Annotated in this window: 22 protein-coding genes; 11 read left to right on the top strand and 11 right to left on the bottom strand. The window is 70.5% G+C overall.

What is annotated here, in order from left to right:
• Positions 1–681: a hypothetical protein gene (locus GPX89_RS14025; protein WP_157387868.1), complete on the bottom strand. Its 681-nt coding sequence runs from the start codon at positions 679–681 to the stop codon at positions 1–3.
• Positions 682–971: 290 nt separating this feature from the next.
• Here GPX89_RS14025 and GPX89_RS14020 point away from each other — a divergent pair, with 290 nt between their 5' ends.
• On the top strand, positions 972–1,652 hold the full coding sequence (locus GPX89_RS14020) for a response regulator transcription factor (protein ID WP_328601864.1): 681 nt from the start codon (positions 972–974) through the stop codon (positions 1,650–1,652).
• A 19-nt stretch (positions 1,653–1,671) separates the two neighbouring features.
• Here GPX89_RS14020 and GPX89_RS14015 read toward each other — a convergent pair whose 3' ends face one another.
• The 3 genes from GPX89_RS14015 to GPX89_RS14005 form a co-directional block, all read right to left on the bottom strand.
• A complete protein-coding gene (locus tag GPX89_RS14015) occupies positions 1,672–2,088 on the bottom strand; it encodes an Hsp20/alpha crystallin family protein (protein ID WP_157387867.1) in 417 nt (138 codons plus the stop codon).
• Positions 2,089–2,218: 130 nt separating this feature from the next.
• Positions 2,219–3,058 carry a Gmad2 immunoglobulin-like domain-containing protein gene (locus GPX89_RS14010; protein WP_235947116.1) on the bottom strand — a complete coding sequence of 280 codons (840 nt, stop codon included), beginning with the start codon at positions 3,056–3,058 and terminating at the stop codon, positions 2,219–2,221.
• Positions 3,055–4,116, bottom strand: a complete 1,062-nt coding sequence (locus tag GPX89_RS14005) for a glycosyltransferase family 4 protein (RefSeq protein ID WP_198347425.1) — start codon at positions 4,114–4,116, stop codon at positions 3,055–3,057. Before GPX89_RS14005 ends, GPX89_RS14010 begins: the two co-directional genes overlap by 4 nt.
• Before the next feature lie 283 nt (positions 4,117–4,399).
• Here GPX89_RS14005 and GPX89_RS14000 point away from each other — a divergent pair, with 283 nt between their 5' ends.
• Genes GPX89_RS14000 through GPX89_RS13980 form a run of 5 tightly spaced genes read left to right on the top strand, consistent with a single transcriptional unit; the run spans position 4,400 to position 8,491 of the window.
• Positions 4,400–5,143 carry a PspA/IM30 family protein gene (locus GPX89_RS14000; RefSeq protein WP_328601801.1) on the top strand — a complete coding sequence of 248 codons (744 nt, stop codon included), beginning with the start codon at positions 4,400–4,402 and terminating at the stop codon, positions 5,141–5,143.
• Positions 5,140–5,418, top strand: coding sequence for a PspA-associated protein PspAA (pspAA, locus tag GPX89_RS13995; protein ID WP_157387865.1), 279 nt, complete (start codon positions 5,140–5,142; stop codon positions 5,416–5,418). Before GPX89_RS14000 ends, pspAA begins: the two co-directional genes overlap by 4 nt.
• Positions 5,419–5,421: 3 nt before the next feature.
• Positions 5,422–6,321 (top strand): zinc metalloprotease HtpX, encoded by a 900-nt coding sequence (gene htpX / locus GPX89_RS13990; protein ID WP_328601800.1) that lies wholly within the window; start codon positions 5,422–5,424, stop codon positions 6,319–6,321.
• A gap of 3 nt (positions 6,322–6,324) precedes the next feature.
• Complete coding sequence (gene pspAB / locus GPX89_RS13985) at positions 6,325–6,903, top strand: PspA-associated protein PspAB (protein ID WP_157387864.1); 579 nt, start codon at positions 6,325–6,327, stop codon at positions 6,901–6,903.
• A 13-nt stretch (positions 6,904–6,916) separates the two neighbouring features.
• Positions 6,917–8,491, top strand: a complete 1,575-nt coding sequence (locus GPX89_RS13980; RefSeq protein ID WP_157387863.1) for an ABC1 kinase family protein — start codon at positions 6,917–6,919, stop codon at positions 8,489–8,491.
• 30 nt (positions 8,492–8,521) lie between these two features.
• Here GPX89_RS13980 and GPX89_RS13975 read toward each other — a convergent pair whose 3' ends face one another.
• Positions 8,522–9,169 carry a universal stress protein gene (locus tag GPX89_RS13975; protein ID WP_157387862.1) on the bottom strand — a complete coding sequence of 216 codons (648 nt, stop codon included), beginning with the start codon at positions 9,167–9,169 and terminating at the stop codon, positions 8,522–8,524.
• On the bottom strand, positions 9,166–11,298 hold the full coding sequence (locus GPX89_RS13970; protein ID WP_198347423.1) for a glycoside hydrolase family 65 protein: 2,133 nt from the start codon (positions 11,296–11,298) through the stop codon (positions 9,166–9,168). The genes GPX89_RS13975 and GPX89_RS13970 overlap by 4 nt, the downstream gene beginning before the upstream one ends.
• Positions 11,299–11,490: 192 nt before the next feature.
• On the opposite strand from GPX89_RS13970, the gene GPX89_RS13965 reads away from it, so the two are divergent.
• Positions 11,491–12,516, top strand: coding sequence for an Acg family FMN-binding oxidoreductase (locus GPX89_RS13965; protein WP_157387860.1), 1,026 nt, complete (start codon positions 11,491–11,493; stop codon positions 12,514–12,516).
• A gap of 31 nt (positions 12,517–12,547) precedes the next feature.
• Here the strand turns inward: GPX89_RS13965 and GPX89_RS13960 are convergent, their stop codons facing one another.
• Genes GPX89_RS13960 through GPX89_RS13950 form a run of 3 tightly spaced genes read right to left on the bottom strand, consistent with a single transcriptional unit; the run spans position 12,548 to position 15,817 of the window.
• On the bottom strand, positions 12,548–14,200 hold the full coding sequence (locus GPX89_RS13960; protein ID WP_157387859.1) for a hypothetical protein: 1,653 nt from the start codon (positions 14,198–14,200) through the stop codon (positions 12,548–12,550).
• Positions 14,197–15,144: an ABC transporter ATP-binding protein gene (locus GPX89_RS13955; protein WP_157387858.1), complete on the bottom strand. Its 948-nt coding sequence runs from the start codon at positions 15,142–15,144 to the stop codon at positions 14,197–14,199. Before GPX89_RS13955 ends, GPX89_RS13960 begins: the two co-directional genes overlap by 4 nt.
• A gap of 19 nt (positions 15,145–15,163) precedes the next feature.
• The gene (locus tag GPX89_RS13950) at positions 15,164–15,817 is read right to left on the bottom strand and encodes a sulfocyanin-like copper-binding protein (RefSeq protein WP_157387857.1); all 654 of its coding nucleotides are present in this window, start codon (positions 15,815–15,817) and stop codon (positions 15,164–15,166) included.
• Between the two features lie 243 nt (positions 15,818–16,060).
• On the opposite strand from GPX89_RS13950, the gene GPX89_RS13945 reads away from it, so the two are divergent.
• Entirely contained in the window at positions 16,061–18,079 is a 2,019-nt protein-coding gene (locus GPX89_RS13945) for an erythromycin esterase family protein (RefSeq protein WP_157387856.1), read from the top strand.
• Positions 18,080–18,220: 141 nt separating this feature from the next.
• Positions 18,221–19,081 carry a universal stress protein gene (locus GPX89_RS13940; protein WP_157387855.1) on the top strand — a complete coding sequence of 287 codons (861 nt, stop codon included), beginning with the start codon at positions 18,221–18,223 and terminating at the stop codon, positions 19,079–19,081.
• A 29-nt stretch (positions 19,082–19,110) separates the two neighbouring features.
• On the opposite strand, the gene GPX89_RS13935 is transcribed toward GPX89_RS13940, so the two are convergent.
• Positions 19,111–20,040 (bottom strand): ribose-phosphate diphosphokinase, encoded by a 930-nt coding sequence (locus GPX89_RS13935; RefSeq protein ID WP_157387854.1) that lies wholly within the window; start codon positions 20,038–20,040, stop codon positions 19,111–19,113.
• 190 nt (positions 20,041–20,230) lie between these two features.
• Here GPX89_RS13935 and GPX89_RS13930 point away from each other — a divergent pair, with 190 nt between their 5' ends.
• Positions 20,231–20,578, top strand: coding sequence for a hypothetical protein (locus GPX89_RS13930; protein ID WP_157387853.1), 348 nt, complete (start codon positions 20,231–20,233; stop codon positions 20,576–20,578).
• A 156-nt stretch (positions 20,579–20,734) separates the two neighbouring features.
• Entirely contained in the window at positions 20,735–21,991 is a 1,257-nt protein-coding gene (locus tag GPX89_RS13925) for an SGNH/GDSL hydrolase family protein (RefSeq protein ID WP_157387852.1), read from the top strand.
• On the opposite strand, the gene GPX89_RS13920 is transcribed toward GPX89_RS13925, so the two are convergent.
• Positions 21,937–22,989 (bottom strand): CBS domain-containing protein, encoded by a 1,053-nt coding sequence (locus tag GPX89_RS13920; protein ID WP_157387851.1) that lies wholly within the window; start codon positions 22,987–22,989, stop codon positions 21,937–21,939. The genes GPX89_RS13925 and GPX89_RS13920 overlap by 55 nt on opposite strands.
• Positions 22,990–22,993 lie beyond the last annotated feature (4 nt).

Below are 22,993 nucleotides of genomic sequence, written 5' to 3'. Positions count from 1 at the left end.
CTATTTCGTGGTGATGAGGTGCCCGTCGGCGAGCACTCGGGTCAGGAAGGCTCCGGTCACCCACGCCATGACGGCGGCCATGGCCACTCCCCCCAGCGCGCCGATGGCGCCGACGAGGACCGGCGGCTGGCCGGGCTGCCACAGCGGCGGGGCGACCAGCATGAAGGCGGCGAGTCCCGCGATCCACGCCGCGGCGCTGGCGAGCACCCACAGCCGCGCGCGATCGGTGAAGCGGCGCAGCACCGTCCACTGCGCGACGCCGAGGGAAAGGACGATCACCAGGGAGGCGACCACGGCCACCGGGACCTGCGCCCAGGTGGGCCAGGCGCCGAACTGCTCGCCGTAGAGCATGGGCAGCACGCCCACCATCCAGGCGACCACCGCGCCCGCCGAGGTGACCGCCGTCCAGTCGCGAATTCGCAGACCGGACAGCCGCGTTCGCAGCACACCGGCTTGGAAGCGACCGAGCACCGCGCCCTCGACGGCGCCCGCCCCGATCATCGCCGCCGCCAGGATCCCCGGATGCGCATGTGCGGCGAGCGCACCGGCGCCGGCCGGTGCGAGAAAGCCGAGGAACTCCCCCGCCGTCACGGTGCTGAACCAGCTTCGGCGAAAGTCTCGCTCCGAGTGTTCCGGTCGCGCCGCCGCCCCGAATCCGGGCCTCTCGTATTTCGTGGTCACGGTGTCCTCCGTCCGCGTGTCCGCCACTCCGGGCGTATCCCGATAGTCCGCCTCGGTGGCAGCCGTCGACAGGATCCAAAGTCCTGGGGCGCAAGGTCTTTCGACGCCACCGCCGGATTTCCGCACCGGGGGTCCGCCGGGGGCGGGGAATCGCGTCGAGCGCCGTGCAGCGGAGCGACGTTCACAGGCAAGGTCTACGTAACGAACCGGATCTATACTGGGTTCACCTTGCTCCCGAGTCCCGAAGCGCGGCTCTGGGCTGTTTCGTCTGCGATTCGGAGCTGGCCGTGGTGGTTTCCGTGTTTCTGGTCGACGATCACGAGATCGCTCGACGCGGCCTCAAACAGGTCTTGACCCTCGATCCCGAGCTGTTCGTGGTCGGCGAGGCGGGCAACGTGGCACAGGCCCTGGCCCGGATTCCCGCGCTCCGCCCCGATGTGGCGGTCGTCGATGTGCGCCTGCCCGACGGCAACGGCATCGAACTGTGCCGAGACCTGCTGTCCGGCCGGGAGGAACTTCGATGTCTGATCCTGACCTCGCTCACCGACGAGGAAGCCATGCTCGACGCCGTCCTCGCCGGCGTATCGGGCTACGTGATCAAGGATATTCAGGGTCTGCGGCTCACCTCCGCGGTCAAGGAGGTCGCCGCGGGCGGATCGCTGCTCGACAACCGGGCCGCCGCCGCCCTGATGCGGCATCTGCGCCAGCGGGCCGAGAACAGCCACGATCCGCTCTCCCGGCTCACCGATCAGGAGCGCACGCTGCTCGAGCTACTGGGCGAGGGCTTGACCAACCGCCAGATCGGCGAACGCATGTATCTGGCCGAGAAGACGGTCAAGAACTACGTCTCGCGGGTGCTGAGCAAACTGGATCTGAGCCGGCGCACGGAGGCCGCCATCTATATCGCGCACCTGCGCTCGACGCGCCCGGTCCATGCGACCGGCCCCGAATCACGGTGCGATCGATCGTGATTCGGGGCCGAGGTCGGTATCACTCCGCGGATTCCACCTGGATGTTGCGGACCGGCTCCTGCGGTTCACCCAGCGGAACGGACACGGTCAGAATGCCTTTCGCGTAACTGGCCTGCACCCCGTCCTCCTGGGCGCCCGCCGGCAGCGTCACGGTACGGACGAAGGAGCCGTAGCTGAACTCCGAGCGGCCCTTCTCCTCGTGCTTCTCGGTGCGCTCGGCCTTGATGGTGAGTTGGCCCTGATGCACCGAGACCTGCACGTCCTTGGCCGGGTCGATGCCCGGGATCTCGGCGCGCACGGTGTACTGCTTCTCGTCCATGGAATCCTCGAGCCGCAGCGGATGCGTGCCGAACACCGGTGCGGCGGGCGACATCATGGCGTTCCACAGCTCGGTGAAATCGGGCACCAGGGCGGACTGGCGACGAATCAGGCTCATGTCTTCCTCCTCCAGGAGTCAGTTGTTCCGGCGCAATCGATTTCACTGTTTCCGGGGTCTTCTTCCCAGAGGTTCAGGTCTCTTGTTGGAGGGGCTTTGGTCCTCGAACGAGAGACCCGAACCATCGCGCTCAGCAGCGCACCCCGGTGACCGCGAAGCGTTCCACGTCGGCCACGTGGCCGCCCGTGGACACCGCGATGGTGAGCGTGGCCGGGCAGCCGACCGTGAAGGGCACCGTCGCCGTCCAGGGCGCCGAGGTGCCCCCGGCCGGGATTCCGGTCACCTCACCCACCGCATGGTCCTGGCCGCCCCCACGGATCTGGACGTGCAGGCTCTCGTCGACGCCGGTGATGGTGCCGCCCACCGTGACCGGGCTGCGCACCGTCGCGCCGTAGGCCGGGGCCGTCACCGTGAGCGTGGTGTCCTGGCTGCCCACCACCTCCCACGGCTTGTCGATCGACGCTCCCTCCCCGATCTGGACCAGGTGCAGCACCGCCGCCACCGTGGCCACACCGTTCGGGTTGTCGAATCCGACACTGACCCAGGACTGTTCGCCCTGGGTCGAGACCTTCACGACCTTGTTGACCGCGGTGAAGCCCAGGTACTGCTGGGTGAACATCTGCGCGATGATCCCGGCGTCGAGGTGCCAGGGCTGATGGCCGCCCGGATTGGCTTCCCGCTGCCAGGCGATCGCCTGCCCGACGCTGCCGAAGGGCCACAGCGGCTGGTAGCCGAAGTCCGCGGGCCCCGAGGAGGTCGGGGACGCGGACGGTGAGGCCGGCGCGGTCGAGGACGGGACCCCCGGCCCGGGAACCGATGTCACGACCGAGGGCGTCGCGGTGGAGGAGCCGTGATGATCACCGCGGGTGACCGCGAACATCACCGCCGCCCCGGCCAGCACCACCGCGACCACGGCGATCACGATGGCCACCATCGAACGGCGCTGTGCCGGTGGCGTTTCGGTGTTCATGCCACACCGGTCACGGTGCCCACAGCCGTCATGGTACGCGGCTCGGTGCGGCCGAGCACCCGCCGGTACAGGGCGACATGGTCACGGGCCATGCGATCCAGGCTGAATCGGCGTTCGGCCGTGGCGCGGCAGACGCGGCGATCGAGGGTGGGGATGGCCTCGATGGCGTCCAGCATGGATTCCCGGTCGGCGCACAGGAATCCGGTGCGGCCGGGGTCGACGATCTCCGGGGCCGCGCCGTTGGGGAATGCCAGCACCGGGGTGCCGCAGGCGAGGGCCTCGGCCATGACCAGCCCGAACGGTTCGGGCCAGTCGATCGGATTGAGCAGCGCGTCGGCCCGCTGCAGCAGCCGTACCCGGTCGTGCACGCCGAGTTCCTGCGGCTCGGGATCGTCGGGCCCCAGCAGCGGCCGCACCTCCTTCTCGTAGAACTCGCGCTCCTCGGCTTCGCGGATCTTGCTGACCAGCACCAGTTTCCGTCCCGAGGCGCGGGCGAACTCGACCGCGCGGTGGGCGCCCTTGGCCGCGCACATCCGGCCGATCCACATCAGATACCCGCCGCCGCCGGGACCGTAGCGGTAGGTGTCCAGGTCGATGCCGTGGTGGATCACCGAGGCGATGGGGATCGGCGCCCCGAAACGCTTCTGCGCGTGCGAGATCGCCACCACCGTGACCCGGTCGGCGAAGGAGGCGATATTGCGGGCGTTCATCGGGTCGAAGGGCCCGTGGCAGGTGCTCACCACGGGCGGGCCGTCCGGGCGCGGCCCGATCAGCGGGCCGAGGGCGGTGTGATCGTGAATAATGTCGACGTCGGAGAGCTCCTCGTAGGCGGCCAGCACGTGCGCCGCCTCCGGCACCGCCACCCCGATCGGGCTGAACGGCTGCTCGTAGAGATAGGACTTCGGAACCGGGCAGGTGGATTCTCCGACGGTGAACAGTCGCACGTCGTGGCCGAGCGCGCTCAGCCCGCGTGCCAGATTGTCCACGACGGCCTCGGTGCCGCCGTAGGCGGGCGGCGGTACGGGTACCCACGGGGGAGCGATCAATCCGATGCGCACAGCGTCTCCTTCGCTACGGCGGTTCGGTGGTTTTTCCAACATCAGGAAACCGCGCCGGACAAATCCCCCAGTAGAGCAATCCGACCCGCCGGAACGCTGGGGCCGGACGCGTGTGAGGTGCGAAATACTCTTGCGCTCGTGCGATTCCGGGTTCCACGACCGGTAACGGTGCGGATCCCGCCGACAGCGGACCGAGGACCCCCGGGTTCGGGCCCCAAGGTCCCTACCGCGGCGCATCCGGGTCGGCGACGGTGGGAAGACCGACTCTCCGAGGAGTGGACACGTGAGCATCGCCCATCGCCTGGCCCTGTTGTTCCGGGTCAAGGCCAACAAGCTACTCGACCGCGGTGAGGATCCGCGCGAGGTACTCGACTATTCCTACCAGCGCCAGCTGGAAATGCTCGCGCAGGTGCGCCGCGGCCTCGCCGACGTGGCCACCAGTCGCAAGCGAATCGAATTGCAGGACAGCCAGTTACGCCAATCGGCGGACCGATTGCAGCAGCAGGCCGCACAGGCCGTCGGCCAGGGGCGCGACGATCTGGCCCGCGAGGCGCTGACCCGCCGCGCCGCGGCGCTGGAGCAGATCGAGCAGCTGCGGCCTCAGCACGACGAACTCGCCGCCCAGGAGGCCAAGCTGACCGCGGCCACCGAGCGGCTGCAGGCGAAGGTCGAAGCCTTCCGCACCCGCAAGGAGACGATCAAGGCCACCTACACCGCGGCCGAGGCGCAGAGCCGGATCGGCGAGGCCGTCACCGGGATCTCCGAGGAGATGGGCGATGTCGGGCTGGCCATGCAGCGCGCGGAAGACAAGACCGCACAGATGAATTCGCGGGCGCAGGCGCTCGACGAGCTCATCGCCGCCGGGGTGCTCGACGACGCCACCGCGCCCGCCGGGGGACGCGACGACATCCAGGCCGCCCTCGACGCCGTCCGCGGCGGGGGCATCGACGACGAACTCGCGAAGCTCAAGGCGTCCGTCGGCAGCCCGCAGGCCATCGACGCGGCGAACCGGGAGGGCCGGTCATGATCATCCGAATCCTCGGTGAGGACCAGTACATCCTCGACGACGACCGATTGGACTATCTGAACGACCTCGACGACCAGCTCATGCTGGCCCTCGAGGCCGACGACGAGAGCGGCTACGAGCTGAGCCTGGACCAGTTGCTCTCGGCCGTGCGCGGATTCGGCGTCCGGCTGAACCCGGAGTTGGTGGTCGCCTCGGATCTGGTGCTGCCGGGCCCGGACACGCCCGCGTCCGACGTGCGCGCGATGCTGCGCGGCGACGGCCTCATTCCGGGGTGAGTCGTGCGCAACCGATTCCGACCCGATCATGAGCTCACCGCGCGCATGGCGTTGACGGTGTTCCTGCTCGGCCTGGTCTACGTCGCGTTCATCGCCGCGCTGGTGGCGCTGATCAAGTCCATGGTCGTCATCGTGGTCATCGTGGGGGCGCTGGTGTGGGCGCAGTTCTGGTTCTCCGACCGAATCGCGCTGTACGCCTTGCGCGCCCGCGTCGTCACCCGCGAGGAGGAGCCCCGCCTCTACGCCGTCGTGGAGCGGCTGTGCGCGCTGGCGGACATGCCCGCACCGCGGGTCGCCGTCGCCGATCTGGACATGCCCAATGCCTTCGCCACCGGACGCAGCCAGAGCCGGGCGGTGGTGTGCGTGACCACCGGACTGCTGCGGCGGCTGTCCCCGGAGGAGCTGGACGGCGTTCTCGCACACGAGCTTTCCCATGTCGCACACCGCGACGTGGTGGTCATGACCACGGCGTCGTTCCTGGGCGTGCTCGCCGGGCTGGTCGCGCGGTTCACCATGTACTCGTCGATGTTCGGCGGCCGGGATCGGCGCGGCGGCGGAGGGTTTCCCGTCGTGCTCGCGGTGATGGCGGTCTCGGCTCTGGTCTACGCCGTCAGCTATCTGCTCATCCGGGCACTGTCGCGCTACCGGGAACTGGCCGCCGACCGGGCCGGGGCGATCCTCACCGGACGCCCCTCCGACCTGGCCTCGGCCCTGGTCTCGATCAGCGGCGACATCGCCCGCATTCCGAGCCGGGATCTGCGGGCCGAACAGCCGTTCAACGCGTTCTTCGTGGTGCCCGCCTTCGGCGCGGGCGCGGGCCTGTCGGCGCTGCTGTCCACCCACCCCACCCTGGAACGCCGCCTGGACCAGCTCGCCGAGCTGGCCATCGAACTCGAGGCGTGAGCGATGGGATTCCTCGACACCCTCCTGGGCCGCACCCGGCCGGTACCGCCCAATCTCGATGTCCTGTTCACCGTTCCGCCCGCGGCCTACACCCTGCAGGCCGCGCTCGCGGTGCACGCCACCGGCACCGGGGCGGTCTGCTTCCGGGCCGCCGAGGGCGCCGGCGCGCGGCACACCCGCGACGACATCCTGGCGCTGCTGCACCTGGAGGCGGACATCACCGTCCGGACCACGCGCGACGAGTACGGCTTCACCTGGATCGTCTGCCACCAGGAGATCGCCGATCTCCCGGCGCTGGTGACCGCCCTGCACGCGATCAACACCACCCTGTCCGACAACGGATTCGGAGCGCTGCTGCTGTGCACCGTCCTCGGATTCACCGGCGACGACGGCGGCCCCGGCCATCGACTCGGACTGGTGTACCTGTTCAAACGCGGGACCTTCTACCCGTTCGCGCCCCTCGACGACCACCGCCGCGACACGACGCTCGAACTGCGTGCCCGCGCGGCACTGTCCGCGGAACTGCCCATCGAACCCGAACTCGAGCGCTGGTTCCCGCTCTGGAACGCGCCCGTCCCCTGAACCCGAGGTGCCCATGACCTCCCGCGTCGGCTACCGTGCCCGAGCGTCGCGGATATCGCAGATCACCCGCGTGCTGTGGACCAATGAAACACAGTGGCTGAGCGACGCTCTCGCGGTGCGCGAATGCGGTTCGCTGCGCTGCCGCCTGCACTGTGCGGCCGGGTTCAGCCAATGCGAGTATCACCGCGCGCTGGAAAGACCGCTGCCGGACCGGATTCGGGAGGTGCTCGAACAGCTCGGCCCCACCTTCGTCAAGGCCGGGCAGATGCTGGCGCTGCGACCCGACTATCTGCCGCTGCCCTACGCCCAGGCACTACAGCGACTGCACACCCATGCGCTGCCGTTCGACGCCGCCACCGCCCGCGGCATCGTCGAATCCGAGCTGGGCGCACCCTTGAACCGCCTGTTCGCCGATTTCGAACCCGAGCCCTTCGCCGCTGCCTCGCTGTCGCAGGTACACCGCGCCGTGCTGCGTGACGGCCGCGCCGTGGCGGTGAAGGTGCAACGCCCGGATGTGGCCCAACTGGTCTCCCGCGATCTCGCGCTGCTGCGCTGGGCGGCGGCCAAGGTGGAAGCCCACCGGCCCGGAGCCATGGCCTTCCGCCCCACCGAGGCCGTCGACGAGCTCACCACCTACACCTCCCGCGAACTCGACTTCCGCCGGGAGGCAACGGTTTCCGAGCAGGTGCGGCGCAATGCCGCACCGGACGCGCGGCTGGTCGTCCCGGCGGTGCACCGCGGCCTGAGCACGTCCCGGGTGCTGACCACCGATCTCATCGACGGGATGCCGCCCGCTCCGGCGGACGAACTGATCGCCGCCGGTATCGATCCGGAGCGCGTGCTGGCCGCGGGCGCGAGCTGGATGGTGCGTCAGCTGTTCACCGACGGGCTCTTCCACGCCGACCCGCATCCCGGCAATATTCTGCTGCTGCCGCGAAATCGGATCTGCCTGCTCGATTTCGGCATGTTCGGACGCCTCGATCGCGCGCAGCGGCGGCGCATGGGCCTGATGCTGCTGGCGCTCATCAGCGGCGACTACAACGCGGTCGGCACCGCGCTGCTGCGCATGTCCACCTTGCGCCCGGGCGCGGACCCGCACGGGTTCCGCGACGCCGTGGCCGAGCTCGTCGAAGACTGGTACGAGGCCGAAACCGGGATGACCGCCGCGCAATTGCTGCTGCGCGATCTGGGGCTGGGCGGCGCCTTCGGCATCGTGTTCCCGCGTGAGCTCATGCTGCTGTGCCGCGCGTTGATCACCCTGGAGTCCTCGGCGCGAGTGGTCCGGCCCGATCTGGACCTGTCGGTGCTGTTCCGGCCGCTGCTGCCGCAGCTGCTGCTGGCGCTGCTGCCGACACCGCGCAATCTGTGGGGCATGTGGACCGAACAGCGCATCGACTACCTCGGCCTGGCCCTGGATCTGCCCGATATGGTGCTCGAACTCGCCGACACCCTGCGCCGGCGCAGCGTGCTCGATCAGCTCACCACCACGGTCACCCCGCCACGGCCACACGAGTGGCTGCCCGCGGTGGCCGAGATCGCCGGCGGCGGCTGGATCGCCCGCAGCGTGCGCGCGGCCCTGCCGCGCTGAGCGGCCGAACAGGCTGCGGCAGCGGTGTTCTCAGCCGTGACGGACCGGTGTCAGCAGGACCGGCACCTTCGCCTCGGCCAGGATGTGGCGAACGATCCGCGCGCGACCGGGCAGCAGTCGTTGCGACCAGCCCAGCACGATCATGTCGGCTCGGGCGGCGCTGTCGAGGATGCTCTCCTCGGGCGCGCCGCTGCGCAGGGTGACCGTGCTGACCGTCGAGGGCAGGTAGGGGGCGCACACGCGGGCCCGGAATTCGTTCTCCCAGGCCGAGCGGGCGTGCGCGGCCTGATCCCAGTGCGCGGGAGCGGTGTTCGCGTCGAACACGTGCAGCACGCTGATCTCGATCCCCGCCGCGGAGAACAGCCGCACGGTCTCCCCGATCGCGTGCGCGGATTCCTCGGTGCCGTCCAAGGGCACCAGCACCCGCTCGAGGACATAGTCGGCGGCCGTCTCGGGCGGGACCACCACCAGGGGCACGGGCGAGCGCTGCACGATCTCCCACGGTCCCTGGGCGCGCGCCATCACGCCCAGCGCGACGTCCGGACCTTCGAGCGCGCGGGCGAATTCCGCGCCGGAGATCTCGGCGGGCACGGAATCCACCTGTGCGCCGGTCACTTTCGCCAATGCCGCGGCGACCGCCAGGGCGGGCTCCGACGGACGGACCAGAATGTCGTTCACGATTTCCCTTCCTCGTTCGCGGGCCACCAGGATTCGCCGGACACCGACCGAGCCGGCCGATTTCCCACCGCCACCGTCAGCGGTCCGTCGACGCGCAGGGCGACGCCCGCGCGGGTGATGTCAACGCGCACACAGCGCCCCAGGCATCGGAACGCCAAACCGAGTCCGGGCCATCGTTCGGGGAGCACGGGACGAATGCTCAGCACACCGCCGTGGACCCGGACCCCGGCGAATCCGGCGAGCATCGCCTGCCACACGCCGCCCATGGTCGCCAGGTGCAATCCCGAGGCGGTGTTGCCGGAGCGGTCGTCGAGGTCCAGCCGCAGCGCCGGACCCAGCATCGGCAGTGCCGCGTCCGCGCGTCCCGCCCGCGCCAGCAGGGCCGCCATCACCGCGGGCGACAGCGACGAACCGTGCACGGTGCGCGGCGCGTAATAGTCCAGGTTGGGGATCAGCGATCCCGGGGCCACCTCCTCGGGCACGAGGTGGTGCAGCATCAGCACATCGGGTTGCTTGATCAGCTGGGAACCGGCGACGCGAGCCTGCCCGAGCAGCACGTCGGCGGCGACGGTAGGGTGGCCGAGCTCGGCGGCCAGCAGCGGTTCCAGTCCGAAGTATCCGTTGAACTGTTCGTAGCGGCCGTCGGGGCCCAGCTGGTCGACGAGCCGTTCGGCCAGGTCGCGCCAGGCCGTGAATTCGCGCTCCTCGCCGGGGTTTTCGGGATGGAGGCGGGCGGCACGGCGCAGGTTCCAGCGCGCCATCACATTGGTGAAGGCGTTGTCGTCGACCGATTCGTGGTATTCATCGGGTCCGATCATCTGGTCGAGATGGGCCCGGCCGCGCGCGTCGATCCGCACGCGCGCTGCCCAGTACCGCGCGGTCTCGACCACCAGATCGCGTGCGGTGGTGCGGAGATAGTCGGTGCGTCCGGTCCATTCGGCGTAATGGTCCGCACCCCAGGCGACATCGGCGGTGATGTGCTCCTCGCGGGTACCGGTCAGGATGGGAACCGGTGCGCCACCGAGGAATCCGGTGCGGGGCGTGACATCGACGCCGTCGGCGGCCGACTCCCAGGGGAAGCGAGCGCCACCGCAGCCCTGCTCGCGGGCCCGCTGCCGAGCGGGTTCGAGCCGCCGCAGCCGGTAGGCCACCATCGCCTCGGCGGCCTCCGGATCGATGCTGACCATGGCGGGCAGCACGAAGGCATCGGCGTCCCAGAACACGTGGCCGCGATACCCGGATCCCGAGATGCCCCGGGCCCCGACCGCGGACTCACCGTGCATGCCGGCGTTCGACCACAGCTGGAACAACGCGAAGCGCACGGCGAGTTCGGTTTCCGGATCGCCGGGCAGGTCGATGCCGACGATGGACCAGCGCCGCGCCCAGCTCGCGCGGTGATCGGCGAGCAGTCGATCGATCCCCCGGTCCCACGCACGGGCCAGTGCGGACCGCGCCCGCTCGGCGGCGGTGCGCCCCGCGTCGTCGCCGACGTAGACCGCGATGCGGTCCAGGCCGCCATGCTGTGTGCGCCGCTGCGCGGCCGCGACCACGACGGCCCCGCCCGACTCGGATTCGACCCGTACACAGTGTGTTTCGACATCGCCGGGCAACGACGTCACCGGCGGGAGGTCCGTGACGGACGTCGTCTGGCCGGTATCGGTCACCAGCAGCGGTTGCGCGGCGGCCAGCCGGTTCCCCGCCACCTCGATCCGCATCGCCAGGACACCGGGCCGTTCCGCACAGGCGAATCGGAGGCTCCGAAATTCCCTCGCCGCGTCCGACCGGTAGAGCACGCCGTCGGACAGGTCCAGGAACCGTTCGGTGGCCGGCAGCGGCGAGGTCGTTTCGATCCGAGTCCAACCGGGTGCGGCCAGCAGTTCCTGCTCCGGACCATCTCCGGTGTAGACCCCTGCGACCAGTACCTCCGGGCCCGAAATCCACTCGGCCTCTTCGAGAATGCCGCGAGCGGCCACACCGCCGGAACCGATCGTGTAGACGGTGACATCGGAGACGCCGTGGCGCAACGGATTGCCGGTGATCCGCCATCGGCTGCCGCCGGCGCGATCCATCGCCGCAGCGGCGCTCGCCACGGTGTCCTCGGGTGCGGTCCGAACGCCGTCGCTCTCCATGTTCCGCGCACCTCTCCAGAGCCCCGAACGCCTGCATGACCACTGTGCGCCGACAAGGCGTCGCGCACCAGGGACGATCGGCCCACACCACGGGTACCCAAGTGCCCGCGCCATACCGAATGTGACCATCGGCCCTCCGGCGCGGGCGCAAGGACGGTACCGGTGCGGTCCGCGGCTGCTCAGACTCACGGTATGACCACCAGCGAACACGACACGGCCCTCACGATCCCGGACGACGAGACCCTGCGCGCGGCCGTGCGGCTCGCGGCCCGCGCGCCGTCGGTGCACAACACCCAACCGTGGCGGTGGGTGTTCGACGGCGCCCGCCTGCACCTCTACGGCGACAACGGCCTGCGGCTGTACGCCACCGACCCGCACGGCCGCCAGTGGGCGATGAGTTGCGGTGCCGCACTGCACCATATGCGCGTCGCGTTCGCCGCGCGCGGCTGGCGCACCGACGCCGTGCGACTACCCGATCCGGACCGTCCCGACCACCTGGCCACCCTCCGATTCCACCCGTGGCCCGATCCTCCGGCGGCCTCGGCGGCGCAGGCGCGGGCCATCGAACTGCGCTACACCGATCGACTTCCCCTGCGCGAACCCGGCGGCTGGAGCGAGCTCGCACCGGTCCTGCGCCACCTGGTCGCCCCGCACGACGTCGCCTTCGACGTCCTGAACGGCAACGGCCGCATGTGCCTGGTCGAACTGTCGCGCAAAGCCACCGCCGCCCGCCGCTACGACCCCATGTACCGGGACGAATTGGACTGGTGGACCGGCATTCCCGAAGCCGACGAGGGCCTCCCCGCCACTGCCCTCACATCGGAGGCCGAAACCGCTCGGGTCGGCGTCGCCCGCGCCTTCCCCGCCGTGCCGGACACCGGACGCCGGGCCGGACTCACCGACGCGTCACGGCTGGTGGTGCTGGGCACCCACGACGACTCCGTGCTGCGCTGGCTGCACGCCGGCGAGGCGCTGTCGACCGTGCTGCTCGAATGCACCGCCCGCGGACTCGCGACCTGCGCCCTCACCCACATCACCGAACTGCCCGCCGCCCGCCGCGCCCTCGCCGACCTGCTCCCCCACCGCATCCTGCCCCAGGTAGTGATCCGCGTCGGCATCGCGCCGCAGGACGAGCAGCGCCCGCGGACTCCGCGGCGTGCGGTGGACGACATCTTCACCGTTTCCTCGCACCCGGAGACCACCGATCACCGACGCTGAAGCACACGGAATTTCGAGGCTGCCGCCGAAGTCAGGCAGCAGCCAGGTCACGGCGACGGAACACGATCAGCGCCGCGGTGAACAGTGCGGCGGCCACGACGGCCACGGTGGCGGCCGGGGTGGGCGCGAAGGGTTGCACGGGGATTCGGGCCAGGGCATGGAACGGTGACGGGCGCAGCGCCCATTCCGGGAGTTTCAGCGTGGTGCCCAAGGTGTCCCACAGGTAGGCGGCCACGACGAGAGCGTGGACGAAGCTCACCGCGCGCGGGACCACGGCCAGGGCGAGGGCGGCCGCGCCGATGACCACCGCGAGCAGGGGCAGACTGTTGGCGGCCGCGGTGACGAGCGCCCCGGGGGCCAGGGACTGGCCGGTGAACGCCGCACCGGACCAGATGCACACCGCCGCAACCGCTGTCAGCGCCGCCGCCGATCCCAGCGCCAGCAGGGCGCGCCCCGACAGCCACGCGGACCGCGAGCGCGGCATCGCCAGCACGAGATCCAGGCGGCCGGTGGCCTCCTCGGCCCGGGCGGCCACGATGACCGTCACCGCCAGCAGCGCCGCCAGCAGCTGGATGAGGGAGAACAGCAGGGCGACGAAGCTGTCGACAGCCAGCTTGCTGCCGAAGAACTGGGTGTACATCGGTGTGCGGCGCAGGAAGTCGAGCATGGTCTTGACCAGGCTGCCCATCAGCAGCGCGTACAGAGCCGTTCCGGCGAACCAGAACACCAGCTGCGGCGCTTCCTCGCGCAGCGCGGCCCGGGCGGGCGACCCCAGCAGCAGGCGACGCGGGGAACGGCTCTCGCGCACCTCGAGCAGGCCGCGACCGATATCCCGTCGCCCCAGCATCAGCATCGAAACACCGAGCAGCACGATGGTTCCCGCCAGGATCACCGTGAGCGCCGGAAGCGACGGCGCGGCCGGGGGCCGCAGTTCCTCGAACCAGCCCAGCGGCGTCACCCAGCGCAGCCACGGAATGCCGTCGCCGATGTCCGCGGGGGCGCGCACCACGAACGCGACGACCACCACGCTCGCGGCCAGCAGCCGCGCGCCGCGCACCGTCGCCGTCAGTTGGGAGGTCAGCGCCGCCACCGCCGCGAAGAACCAGGCGGGCGCGACGAGTTGCAGCCCCAGCTCCCCCGCATTGGCGAGGGTCAGCAGGTGCTGCGGAATCCCGATGGCCGCCAGCGCGCTCACGCAGACCGCGCCGATCACCCCGGCCTGCAGAACCGTCGCGGTCACCGCGGCGGCGAACCATCGCCGGCGCGGCTGCGCGCCGGACAGCACCAGATCGCCGCGGCCCGCGTCCTCTTCCCCGCGCAGCGCACCCGCGGTGATGATCGACGCCCACACCGCCATGATCAGCCCGACGCTGGTCATGGTGCGCCAGGCCACCCATCCGGCCGGGTCGCCGATGTCGAACGGGTAGCCGTAGAGCGCGCGCAAGGCCCCGTTGTTCACCAGCGGCGCGAGCATCGCCGCGCGCGTCGCCTCAGCGGGGAACGCCACCACGTAGGTTTGCAGTGACGCCGCGCAGAACACGGCCATGAGGACCGTCATCACCGCCAGCGAAATCCGATTGGCGCGCAACCGCGCCCGCACCATGACCGCAAAGCCGTGCCCTGCCCGATCCGTCACTCCCAGCCATGCCGGATCCGTCACTCCGTGCCATGCCCGATCGGTCACCGTGGCACCCCCGGTAGCTCCGGGTCACCGGTTCGCGGGCGGGCGCTGCCCGTGTCCGGTCCGCCGTGGTAGTGCACGAGGAAGATCTCCTCGAGGCTGGGCTCGCGGCTGTCGATCGTGGTCACGGGCAGCCGGGTCAGCGCCGACAGCAGCGGGCCCATCGGGCCCCGAACCTGGAGCACCGCATGGTGATCGGCGAGTTCGGCGACCTCGACCCCGGCCAGCGCACCGACCGCCGCGAGATCGACATCGGGCTCGGCGAAGTTCACCTCGACGGTGCGCGCCGACAGGTGCCGCAGCTGCGCGAGCGTGCCCTCGTCGATGAGCCGTCCCGCCCGCAGGATCCCGATGCGGTCGCACAGCGCCTCCACCTCGCTGAGCACGTGCGAGGACAGGAACACCGTCTGCCCGCGGGCCCGCGCCTCGCCGACGGTCTCGCGGAAGGCCGCCTCCATCAACGGGTCCAGTCCCGAGGTGGGCTCGTCGAGGATCAGGATCTCCGCGCGGGTGGCGAAGGCCGCGATCAGCTGAACCTTCTGGCGGTTGCCTTTCGAGAGCGCGCGCACCTTCTTGTCCGGATCGAAGTCGAACCGCGCGATCAGCGACTCCCGATAGACGCGATCACAGCCGCCGCGCAGGTGCTCAAGATACTCGAAGGTCTCCGCGCCGGTCAGCGCCGGCCACAGGATCGCCTCGGAGGCGACGTACGCGCAGTCCCGGTGCGCGGCCACGGGTTCGGACCACGCATCGCGGCCACCGATCCGGATCGTGCCCGAGGTCGGCCGGTGCAGACCCAGCATCAGCCGGATCGTGGTCGTCTTCCCCGCACCATTGGGCCCCAGGTATCCGTAGACCTCGCCCGGCGCGATGTCGAGCTCCAGCCGATCCAGCGCGAGCGTGCCGCGGTAACGCTTGCTCACCGCATGCGCCTCGATGACCCCCATGGTCCCTGCTCGATTCCTGCTAGGCGGCGGGGCCGGATGCGTTCGGCGCGACGATGAACGCACCCGACATGCCCTTCTCGGCATGACCGGGCACCGGACACACGTACCGGTAGGTGCCGGAGGCGTCGGCGGTGAAATTCACTGTCTGCGTGTGCATTCCGTCCGCGCCGGCGTCACCGAGTGCCCACACTCCGGCCCCGCGGAACGCCGGAGACGTCATCATCATCATCGGATACTTGCTGCGGCTGATCACCAGGCCGTGCGCCATATCGTCATCGGCGTTGATGACCTGCATGCTCACGTGAGCGCCCATGGGGACGGTAACGGTGGGGTCGATCAGGCCCGCGATCCGGAAGTCCTCGGCCGGCATCACCGGGCTCGCCATGACCACCAGACGCACGTCGGTGCCGGTGAAGACGATGCTGTTGCTTGCCCGATCCACCGTCGCGTCGGCCGGAGTCTGGGCGCCGAGGCGCGCGGCGTCCTCCTCGCTCACCCGAGGGCCGGGGGCATCGCGCAGCCGCGCGCCCATCGCCGTGCCCGGGTCGCGGGTGCCCATCATTCCACCCGATCGGCCCCACGCCCCGTATCCGAGGCTCAGGACGGTCAATGCCACCGCGAGCACGAGCACACCCGCGATCGCGACGGCGTAGGTGGTTTTGCGGCTCCTCATTTCGGCACCCCGATTCAACTGCGTGTGCCCCCAGTGTCGACACCCGGCGACGCCCCGGACAGGGACCTTCCTCATCTGAGCGCCGCCCAATGTCCCTGGTTCGGCCTGCGATCGACGGATTCGACCGGGGGTTGCGGCGGGACGTTGGCCCCGATGCTGCGGGCCGCAGTGCTCTGTCGGACGAGACGCGGGCGCGAGGACGCTGAAGCCGTCCGGCCTCGACACCTCGCACCGGGAGTAGCCATGACATCCGAACAAATCGTCCTGCGCGACGAATCGCCGCAGATCTTCCGCGACCGCCGTGAGGCCGGTCGGGTGCTGGGCCGGCTGCTCGAGCACTATCGCGGCGAGCCAGACCTGATCGTGCTCGGCCTGGCGCGCGGCGGGGTGCCCGTCGCCTGGGAGGTGGCGGCCGCGTTGCGCGCCCCGCTGGACACCCTGATCGTGCGCAAGCTGGGCGCACCGGGAAATCCCGAATTCGCCATCGGCGCACTGGCTTCCGACGGCCGGGTGGTGGTCAACGACGATATGGTGCGCGCCTTGCACCTGACTTCGGAGCAATTGCGTTCCATCGCACGGTCGGAGGCGCGTGAGCTGACCCGCCGCCAGACCGCCTACCGCGACGGCCGCGCGCCGGTCGAGGTGGCCGGACGGACGGTCATCCTGGTCGACGACGGACTGGCCACGGGCGCGAGCATGCTGGCCGCGGTCGAAGCGCTGCGCGCCGAGGAGCCCAAGCGCATCGTGGTCGCGGTCCCGGCCGCGCCGGAGTCCACCTGCCGCGAATTCGGCGGGCTGGTCGACGAAATGGTGTGCGCCACCATGCCTTCCCCGTTCCGCGCCGTCGGCGACTCGTTCTGGAACTTCACCCAGGTCACCGACGACGAGGTGCGCACGCTGCTCGCGACCCCGACGATCGGCGCGGTCCGACCCACCCTCGATCCGGTCGCCGTGCTGCGCGCCGCCGCGATCGAAGCGCCCGCGGGCGTCCCACCCGAGCACGTGCTCGACGAGCTGATCGGCGACGCGCGATTCGTACTCATCGGCGAAAGCTCGCACGGCACGGCCGAATTCTATGCCGCGCGGGCCGCCATCACCGGCTGGCTGATCAGCGATCGCGGCTTCAGCGGGGTGGCCTGCGAGGCCGACTGGCCCGACGCCTACCGGGTCGACCGCTATGTCCGCGGCCTGGGCACCGACGGCTCACCGACGCACGCGCTCAGCGGATTCGAGCGCTTCCCGGGCTGGATGTGGCGCAATACGGTGGTGCGCGAATTCGTCGAATGGCTGCGGCTGCACAATGACCAGCGCCGCCGCGACGAGCAGCCGTGCGCCGGATTCTACGGCCTGGACCTGTATTCCATGCACCGCTCGATGGGGCGCGTGATCGACTATCTCGAGCAGGTGGATCCGGCCGCGGCGCGCCGGGCCGCGAACCGCTACGCCTGCTTCGACCGCGTCTCCGAGGAGGACGGCCAGGCCTACGGGTTCGCCGCCGCGTTCGGCGGCGGGGAATCCTGCCAGGCCGAAGTGGTCCGGCAGCTGGTCGAGCTGCAGCGCAGCGCCGCCGACCTCATCGAAACCGGCGACGGCGAAGCGCATTTCGACGCGCTGCGCAATGCGTGGACGGTACGCAATGCCGAGGCGTACTACCGGACCATGTTCGGGCCCCGGGTGGATTCGTGGAATCTGCGCGACGAGCACATGGCCGACACCCTCGACGCCCTGTCCGTCCATCTCTCGCGGCCCGGCGCTCCGGCGCGGATCGTGGTGTGGGCGCACAACTCCCACGTCGGCGACGCGCGCGCCACCGAAATGGCGGCCGACGGGCAGCTCTCGCTCGGGCAGCTGGTGCGCGAACGTCACGGAAACGATTGCCGCACCATCGGATTCACCACCGCGAGCGGGACGGTCACCGCGGCCAGCCGCTGGGACGGCACAGCCGAACGCAAGACCGTGCGCCCGCCGCTGCCCAGCAGCATCGAGGAACTGTTGCACGACACCGGGATGCCGGCGTTCTGTCTGCGCACCGACCGGCCCGATCGGGCCGTCGACATCCTGCGCACACCCCGGCTGGAACGCGCCATCGGCGTGATCTACCAGCCGGGCACCGAACGGCAGAGCCACTACTTCCACACGCGTGCGGCCGATCGCTTCGACGCCATCATCCACATCGATCGGACCACTGCCCTCGAACCGCTCATGCCCGACAGCACCTGGGTGGCGGGCACGACACCGGAGACCTATCCCACCGGACTGTGAAACCGTCCCGGCGACACCGCGATCCGGTGGGCTTTCGTCACCTCGATCGGGGTCTCTCGCATCGTGTGCACGGGCCGCCGAGGCGTCATCCTCGAGGACAGGCACCAGCCTTCACACGGATTCACCGGGAACAGAGGAATCATGGACGCGCACCCTGACCGCAACGCCGTCGTCGCCGGGGTGGACGGCTCGCCGACCTCGCTCAATGCCCTCCGGTGGGCGGCCTATCTCGCCGCGGCGGTGCGCGCACCGCTGGTCATCGCCTGCGCACCCCGGTTCCCCCACCCCGACGGCGATCCCGGGCACCGGCCGCCGGGGGCGCGGGTGATGCGCTGGCACGAGATCGCCGCGCGCACCGCCGAACACGCTGTCGCGCTGGTCCGTTCGTGCACGCCGGAGTTGCCCGTCACCACCGAGATCACCCCCGAGGCCGCCGCGCCCGCACTCATCGCGCTCAGCGCACACGCCCGGATCCTGGTCATCGGGGCCCAGACCGCTTGGGACGGAAGGCTGGTCGGGGCGACGACCATGGAGGTCGCCCGGCACGCGCGATGCCCGGTGGTGGTGTGGCGCGGCACCGCGGGGCGGCGCATTCCGCGACGGAAGCCGGTCGTGGTGGGCGTGGACGGCACCGCATTGAGCACGGCCGCGGTGGAATTGGGTTTCGAGCTCGCCGAAGCCCTCGAGGTGCCGCTCACCGCGGTGCACTGCTGGCCGGGAAACCGGATCGCACCGGTGGGTCCGGGAGTCGACCGCACCGCCACCGAACACGCCGTCCTGGCCGAGGCGCTGGCCGCGCACCGCGAGGCGCATCCGGGGGTGCGGGTCACCGAAATGGCGACGCCCGGCGTGCCCGCCACCGTGCTCGCCGAGGCGGCACGCGACTCTCAGCTGGTGGTGGTCGGCACCCGGGCCCGCAATACCGCGACGGCCGCGCTGTTCGGATCGACCAGCCGGGATCTGCTGCACCGGGCACCCTGCCCGGTTGCCGTGTGCGCGTGAGCATTCCGCCCCCGCGTCGGGGGCGGTCCTCAGGGGCGCGCGATCAGCTCGCGCAATGGTTGTCCGCTGTGCAGGTCCGCGATGGCCGACGCCAGCAGGGGCACCACCGAGCACACTTCGAACGGAGGCGTGACCGCGTCGTGGGCGATGGTGTCGGTGACCAGGACCCGGCGCACGCCGAGCCCGCGCAGCCGCTCGACGGCGCCGGGGGTCAGCGGTCCGTGGGAGGCGGCCACGACGATGTCGCTCGCCCGGTGCCGCAGGATCTCCACCGCCGCTTCGAGAGTCGCCGCCGTGGAGATCAGGTCGTCGACGATCACCGCCGCGCGGCCGCGCACCTCGCCGAGCAGTTCGATCGCGGTGGCGCTGGTATCGCTGTCACGATGCTTGCGCACCAGCGCGACCGTGTCCCCGGTGATAGCCGCGTACTGCTCGGCCAGCTTCGCCGCACCGGCGTCGGGCGCCACCACCACGGTGTTGCCGCCGTGCGCCGGGCTGATCCGCTCGGCCAGCAGCGGCACCGCCGTCAGGGTCTCGACGGGTATCGGACTCACCGATTCCAGTGCGGCCGTGTGCGGGTCGACGACGACGAGCCGATCCGCGCCCGCGCCCGCGACGGCCTCCGCGACCACCCGCAGCCCCAGCGCCTGCCCGGCCCGCGTGCGCCGGCTCTGCCGGGCGTAGCCGAAGTAGGGCACCACCGCGGTCACCCGGGCGGCCCGCGACCTGCGGCAGGCGTCCAGCAGCAGCAGCAGTTCGACGAGATTGTCATTGACCGGGGGCGAGGTCGGCTGCACGACATAGACATCCTTGCCGCCCACGTGCTCCACCACCGGGCGAACCTCCCCGTCCGGGAAACGCTCCAGCTCGCCGCCGGGAGCCTCGATATCGAGCATGGCGGCGATCGCGGCGGCCAGTCCCGGATTTGCGCTACCGGACACGACTCGAAGCGGTGTCATGACAGTCTCCCTTTCCTTCGCATAACCCACCATGACCTCGCCGTCGCATCCCCCAGCAGAGTCACAGGCCCTGAACCGCAGCGACATTGGACCCCCCTGACAGTGCTCACCGCCCCTGGCGAACCCGGCCCGCGGAGCGGATCCTCAATCCTGGAAACCTCGATATGCCACGCCGAGGAGGCGAGTTGACGTGCCGACGACAGCGGCCCTCTTCCTGGGAGCGATAGCGGCCTGGGCGGTACCGATGATGCTGTGGTGGAACATCGCCGGACGCGCGGACGAGACACGGCGCACCCGGGCGGCCCGGCATCGCCCCGAGCCGACCCCCGCCTCCCCCGCCGATCCGGCATCCCCGGCGAACGCCCACCCGAGTGTCGAATGGGCCGACCCGGCCCGAATCTGGACCGCCCTCAACGCCGAGAACACGCTGCTCACCGCCCTCCTCACGGGCCTGATTCCGCGGGACGACTACCGTGCCCGCATGAGCGAGCTCGCCCGGCGCTGCGAACCGGCACAACCGACCAAGGGCGACGAGTAGCCGACACCGCCCCTCCCGGCCGGGCCGGAGGAACTACTGCCGCGCGACTGCCTTCGGATAGAATCCGAAGGCAGTCGCTTTTCTGCGGACTCGACTGTCGCCGTGGATGATTCGCGATGTAACCAGCGAGCACCTTTGCCGACCAGATGGTTTCGAATGTTCCAGCCGATACCCGCCCGGACCGCGCCGATCTGGTCGGTAGCCTGGATGGCGGTTCCGCAGCAACCCCGTCGTTTCTCCGGATCCGGCTGGGACGGAACCGGATTCGCCCATCACACCCTGCGCCAAGTGGTGCGGGTCGGTTCGGGAGGAGGTGCTGTTCGAGTTCGGCTGAGCAACCGATACGGCACCGCACCGTTGCCCGTGCAGGTAGCGGCGATCGCGCGCACCGTTCCCGGCGCCGGGATCCGGCCCGCGACACTGCGGCCGCTGACCTGCGGATCCTCGGTCTCGTTCACGATCCCGGCGGGCGTCGATCTCGTCACAGATTCGGTGCCGCTACGGATTTCACCGTTCGAGTCGCTGACCATCAGCATGTATCTGGCCGGGTCGGCCGGGGCCGCGACGCAGCACACCCGGGCGTTCGCGACCACGTTCCGCGCGGTCGGCGATCATCACGCCGACGCCGTCGGCACCGCGTTCACCGAGACCTCGCAGTCCTGGTACTACCTGTCCGGCATCGAGGTCGCCAATGTGCGCCCCCAGCCCGCCGCGGTGGTCGTCTTCGGCGACTCGATCGTCGACGGTTTCGGCTCCACCGCGAACTCCGACCACCGCTTTCCCGATGAGCTGGCGCGGCGGCTCGTCGCGGCGGGCATACCGCACGCGGTGCTCAATGCCGGGATCAGCGGTAACCGCCTCGTCGTGGATTCCGCGTGGCTCGGCGAGAGCGGCGCACGGCGATTTCGCCGCGACGCTCTCGAGCTGCCGGGTGTCGGCACCGTCATCGTCCTGGAGGGCACCAACGACATCGGGCTCGACGGCGCATCCCCCGACGTCGGCGAACCTCCCGTACGCGTCACCGCGGATCAGCTCATCGCCGCGCACCGGGAGCTGATCCGCCAGGCCCGTGCGCGCGGGGTGCGCGTGCTCGGCGCCACGCTGCCCCCTTTCGAGGGCTGCCCCTTCTACTCCGACAAGGCCGAGGCCGAACGCCGAACCGTCAACCACTGGCTGCGTACCAGTGGCGAGTACGACGCCGTCATCGACTTCGATGCCGCCCTCGCCGATCCCGGCAACCCGCGACGGCTGGCCCCCGCCTTCGACAGCGGCGACCACCTGCATCCCAACGACCTCGGCTACACCGCCATGGCCGACGCCGTGAATCTGGCCGACCTGAATCGGGGCACCCGCGATCGCTATGGTGCGTACAGTCCTCGCACCAGCTGGCCCGCGGCCGATTCCGCGAGGTGACGGGCCAGGTCGGCTTCGGTGATGATGCCGACCAGCCGATTGTTCTCGCACACCGGCACCCGGTGGATCCGATGGTCGCGCATCAGCAGCAGGACGTCGGCGAGGTCGCTGTCGGCCGCGACGGTGTGCAGGTCGCGGGTCGCCACCGTCGAGACCGGCGTCCGGTCCGGATCACCGCCCGCGGCAACGCATCTCACGACCAGATCACGATCGGTGACGATGCCGATCGCGTCCCCGTAGGCGTCGACGACCGGCAGCGCGCCGATGTCGGAATCCCGCATGCGGTGGGCCGCTTCGGTCACCGTGTCCTGTTCGGAGATGGTGAGCACGCCGACGTGCATGAGGTCGCGGGCGGTGTTCGCGGTGATCTCGTTGCACACGTCGACGACACCGTCGACGGCCGCGGTGAGCGCGGTGATCACATCGACCATGCCCTGCCGTTCGACGGTGCCGCGCAGGGTGACGACCCCGTCGCGCACCGTGACCGAAACCTCCTGCGGCACCAGCCACATCGCCTTGTCCAGCACCTCGGACCGCACCTCTTCGGCCAGTTCGGCATCCGTGCGCAGATAGACCCTCAACAGATCCTTGCGGCTGACGATGCCGACCGGTTCGCCGTTCTCGTCGACGACCGGCGCACGCTTCACCCCGTACCGGGCGAGGGTGGCGGCCGCCTCGGGCAGCCGGGTGGCGGGCGTCAGCGTCACCGCCGGGGAATTCATCAGCTCGGCCGCGGTACGTGCCCGCGTCCGGTGCGCGAAGGTCCTGTGCAGCAACCGATCCCATGCCGATTCCCGGCCCCGGCCCCCGGCCCGCGTCGGCCTGCCGAGCAGGTCCGCTTCGCTGACCACACCGATCACCCGCCCTCCCGCGTCGAGGACCGGTGCGCCGCTGACGCCGTGCTCGGCGAGGGCGCCCACGATCTCCCGGAACGGCGCATCGGTCCGCACGGAGACCACCTCCCGGGTCATGACATCGGCGACCGTCTTGTGCTTCATCGTG

This window comes from Nocardia terrae (genome assembly GCF_009760405.1).
Classification (GTDB): Bacteria; Actinomycetota; Actinomycetes; order Mycobacteriales; family Mycobacteriaceae; genus Nocardia; species Nocardia terrae.
This window is presented reverse-complemented; position numbering and strand designations above follow the sequence as displayed.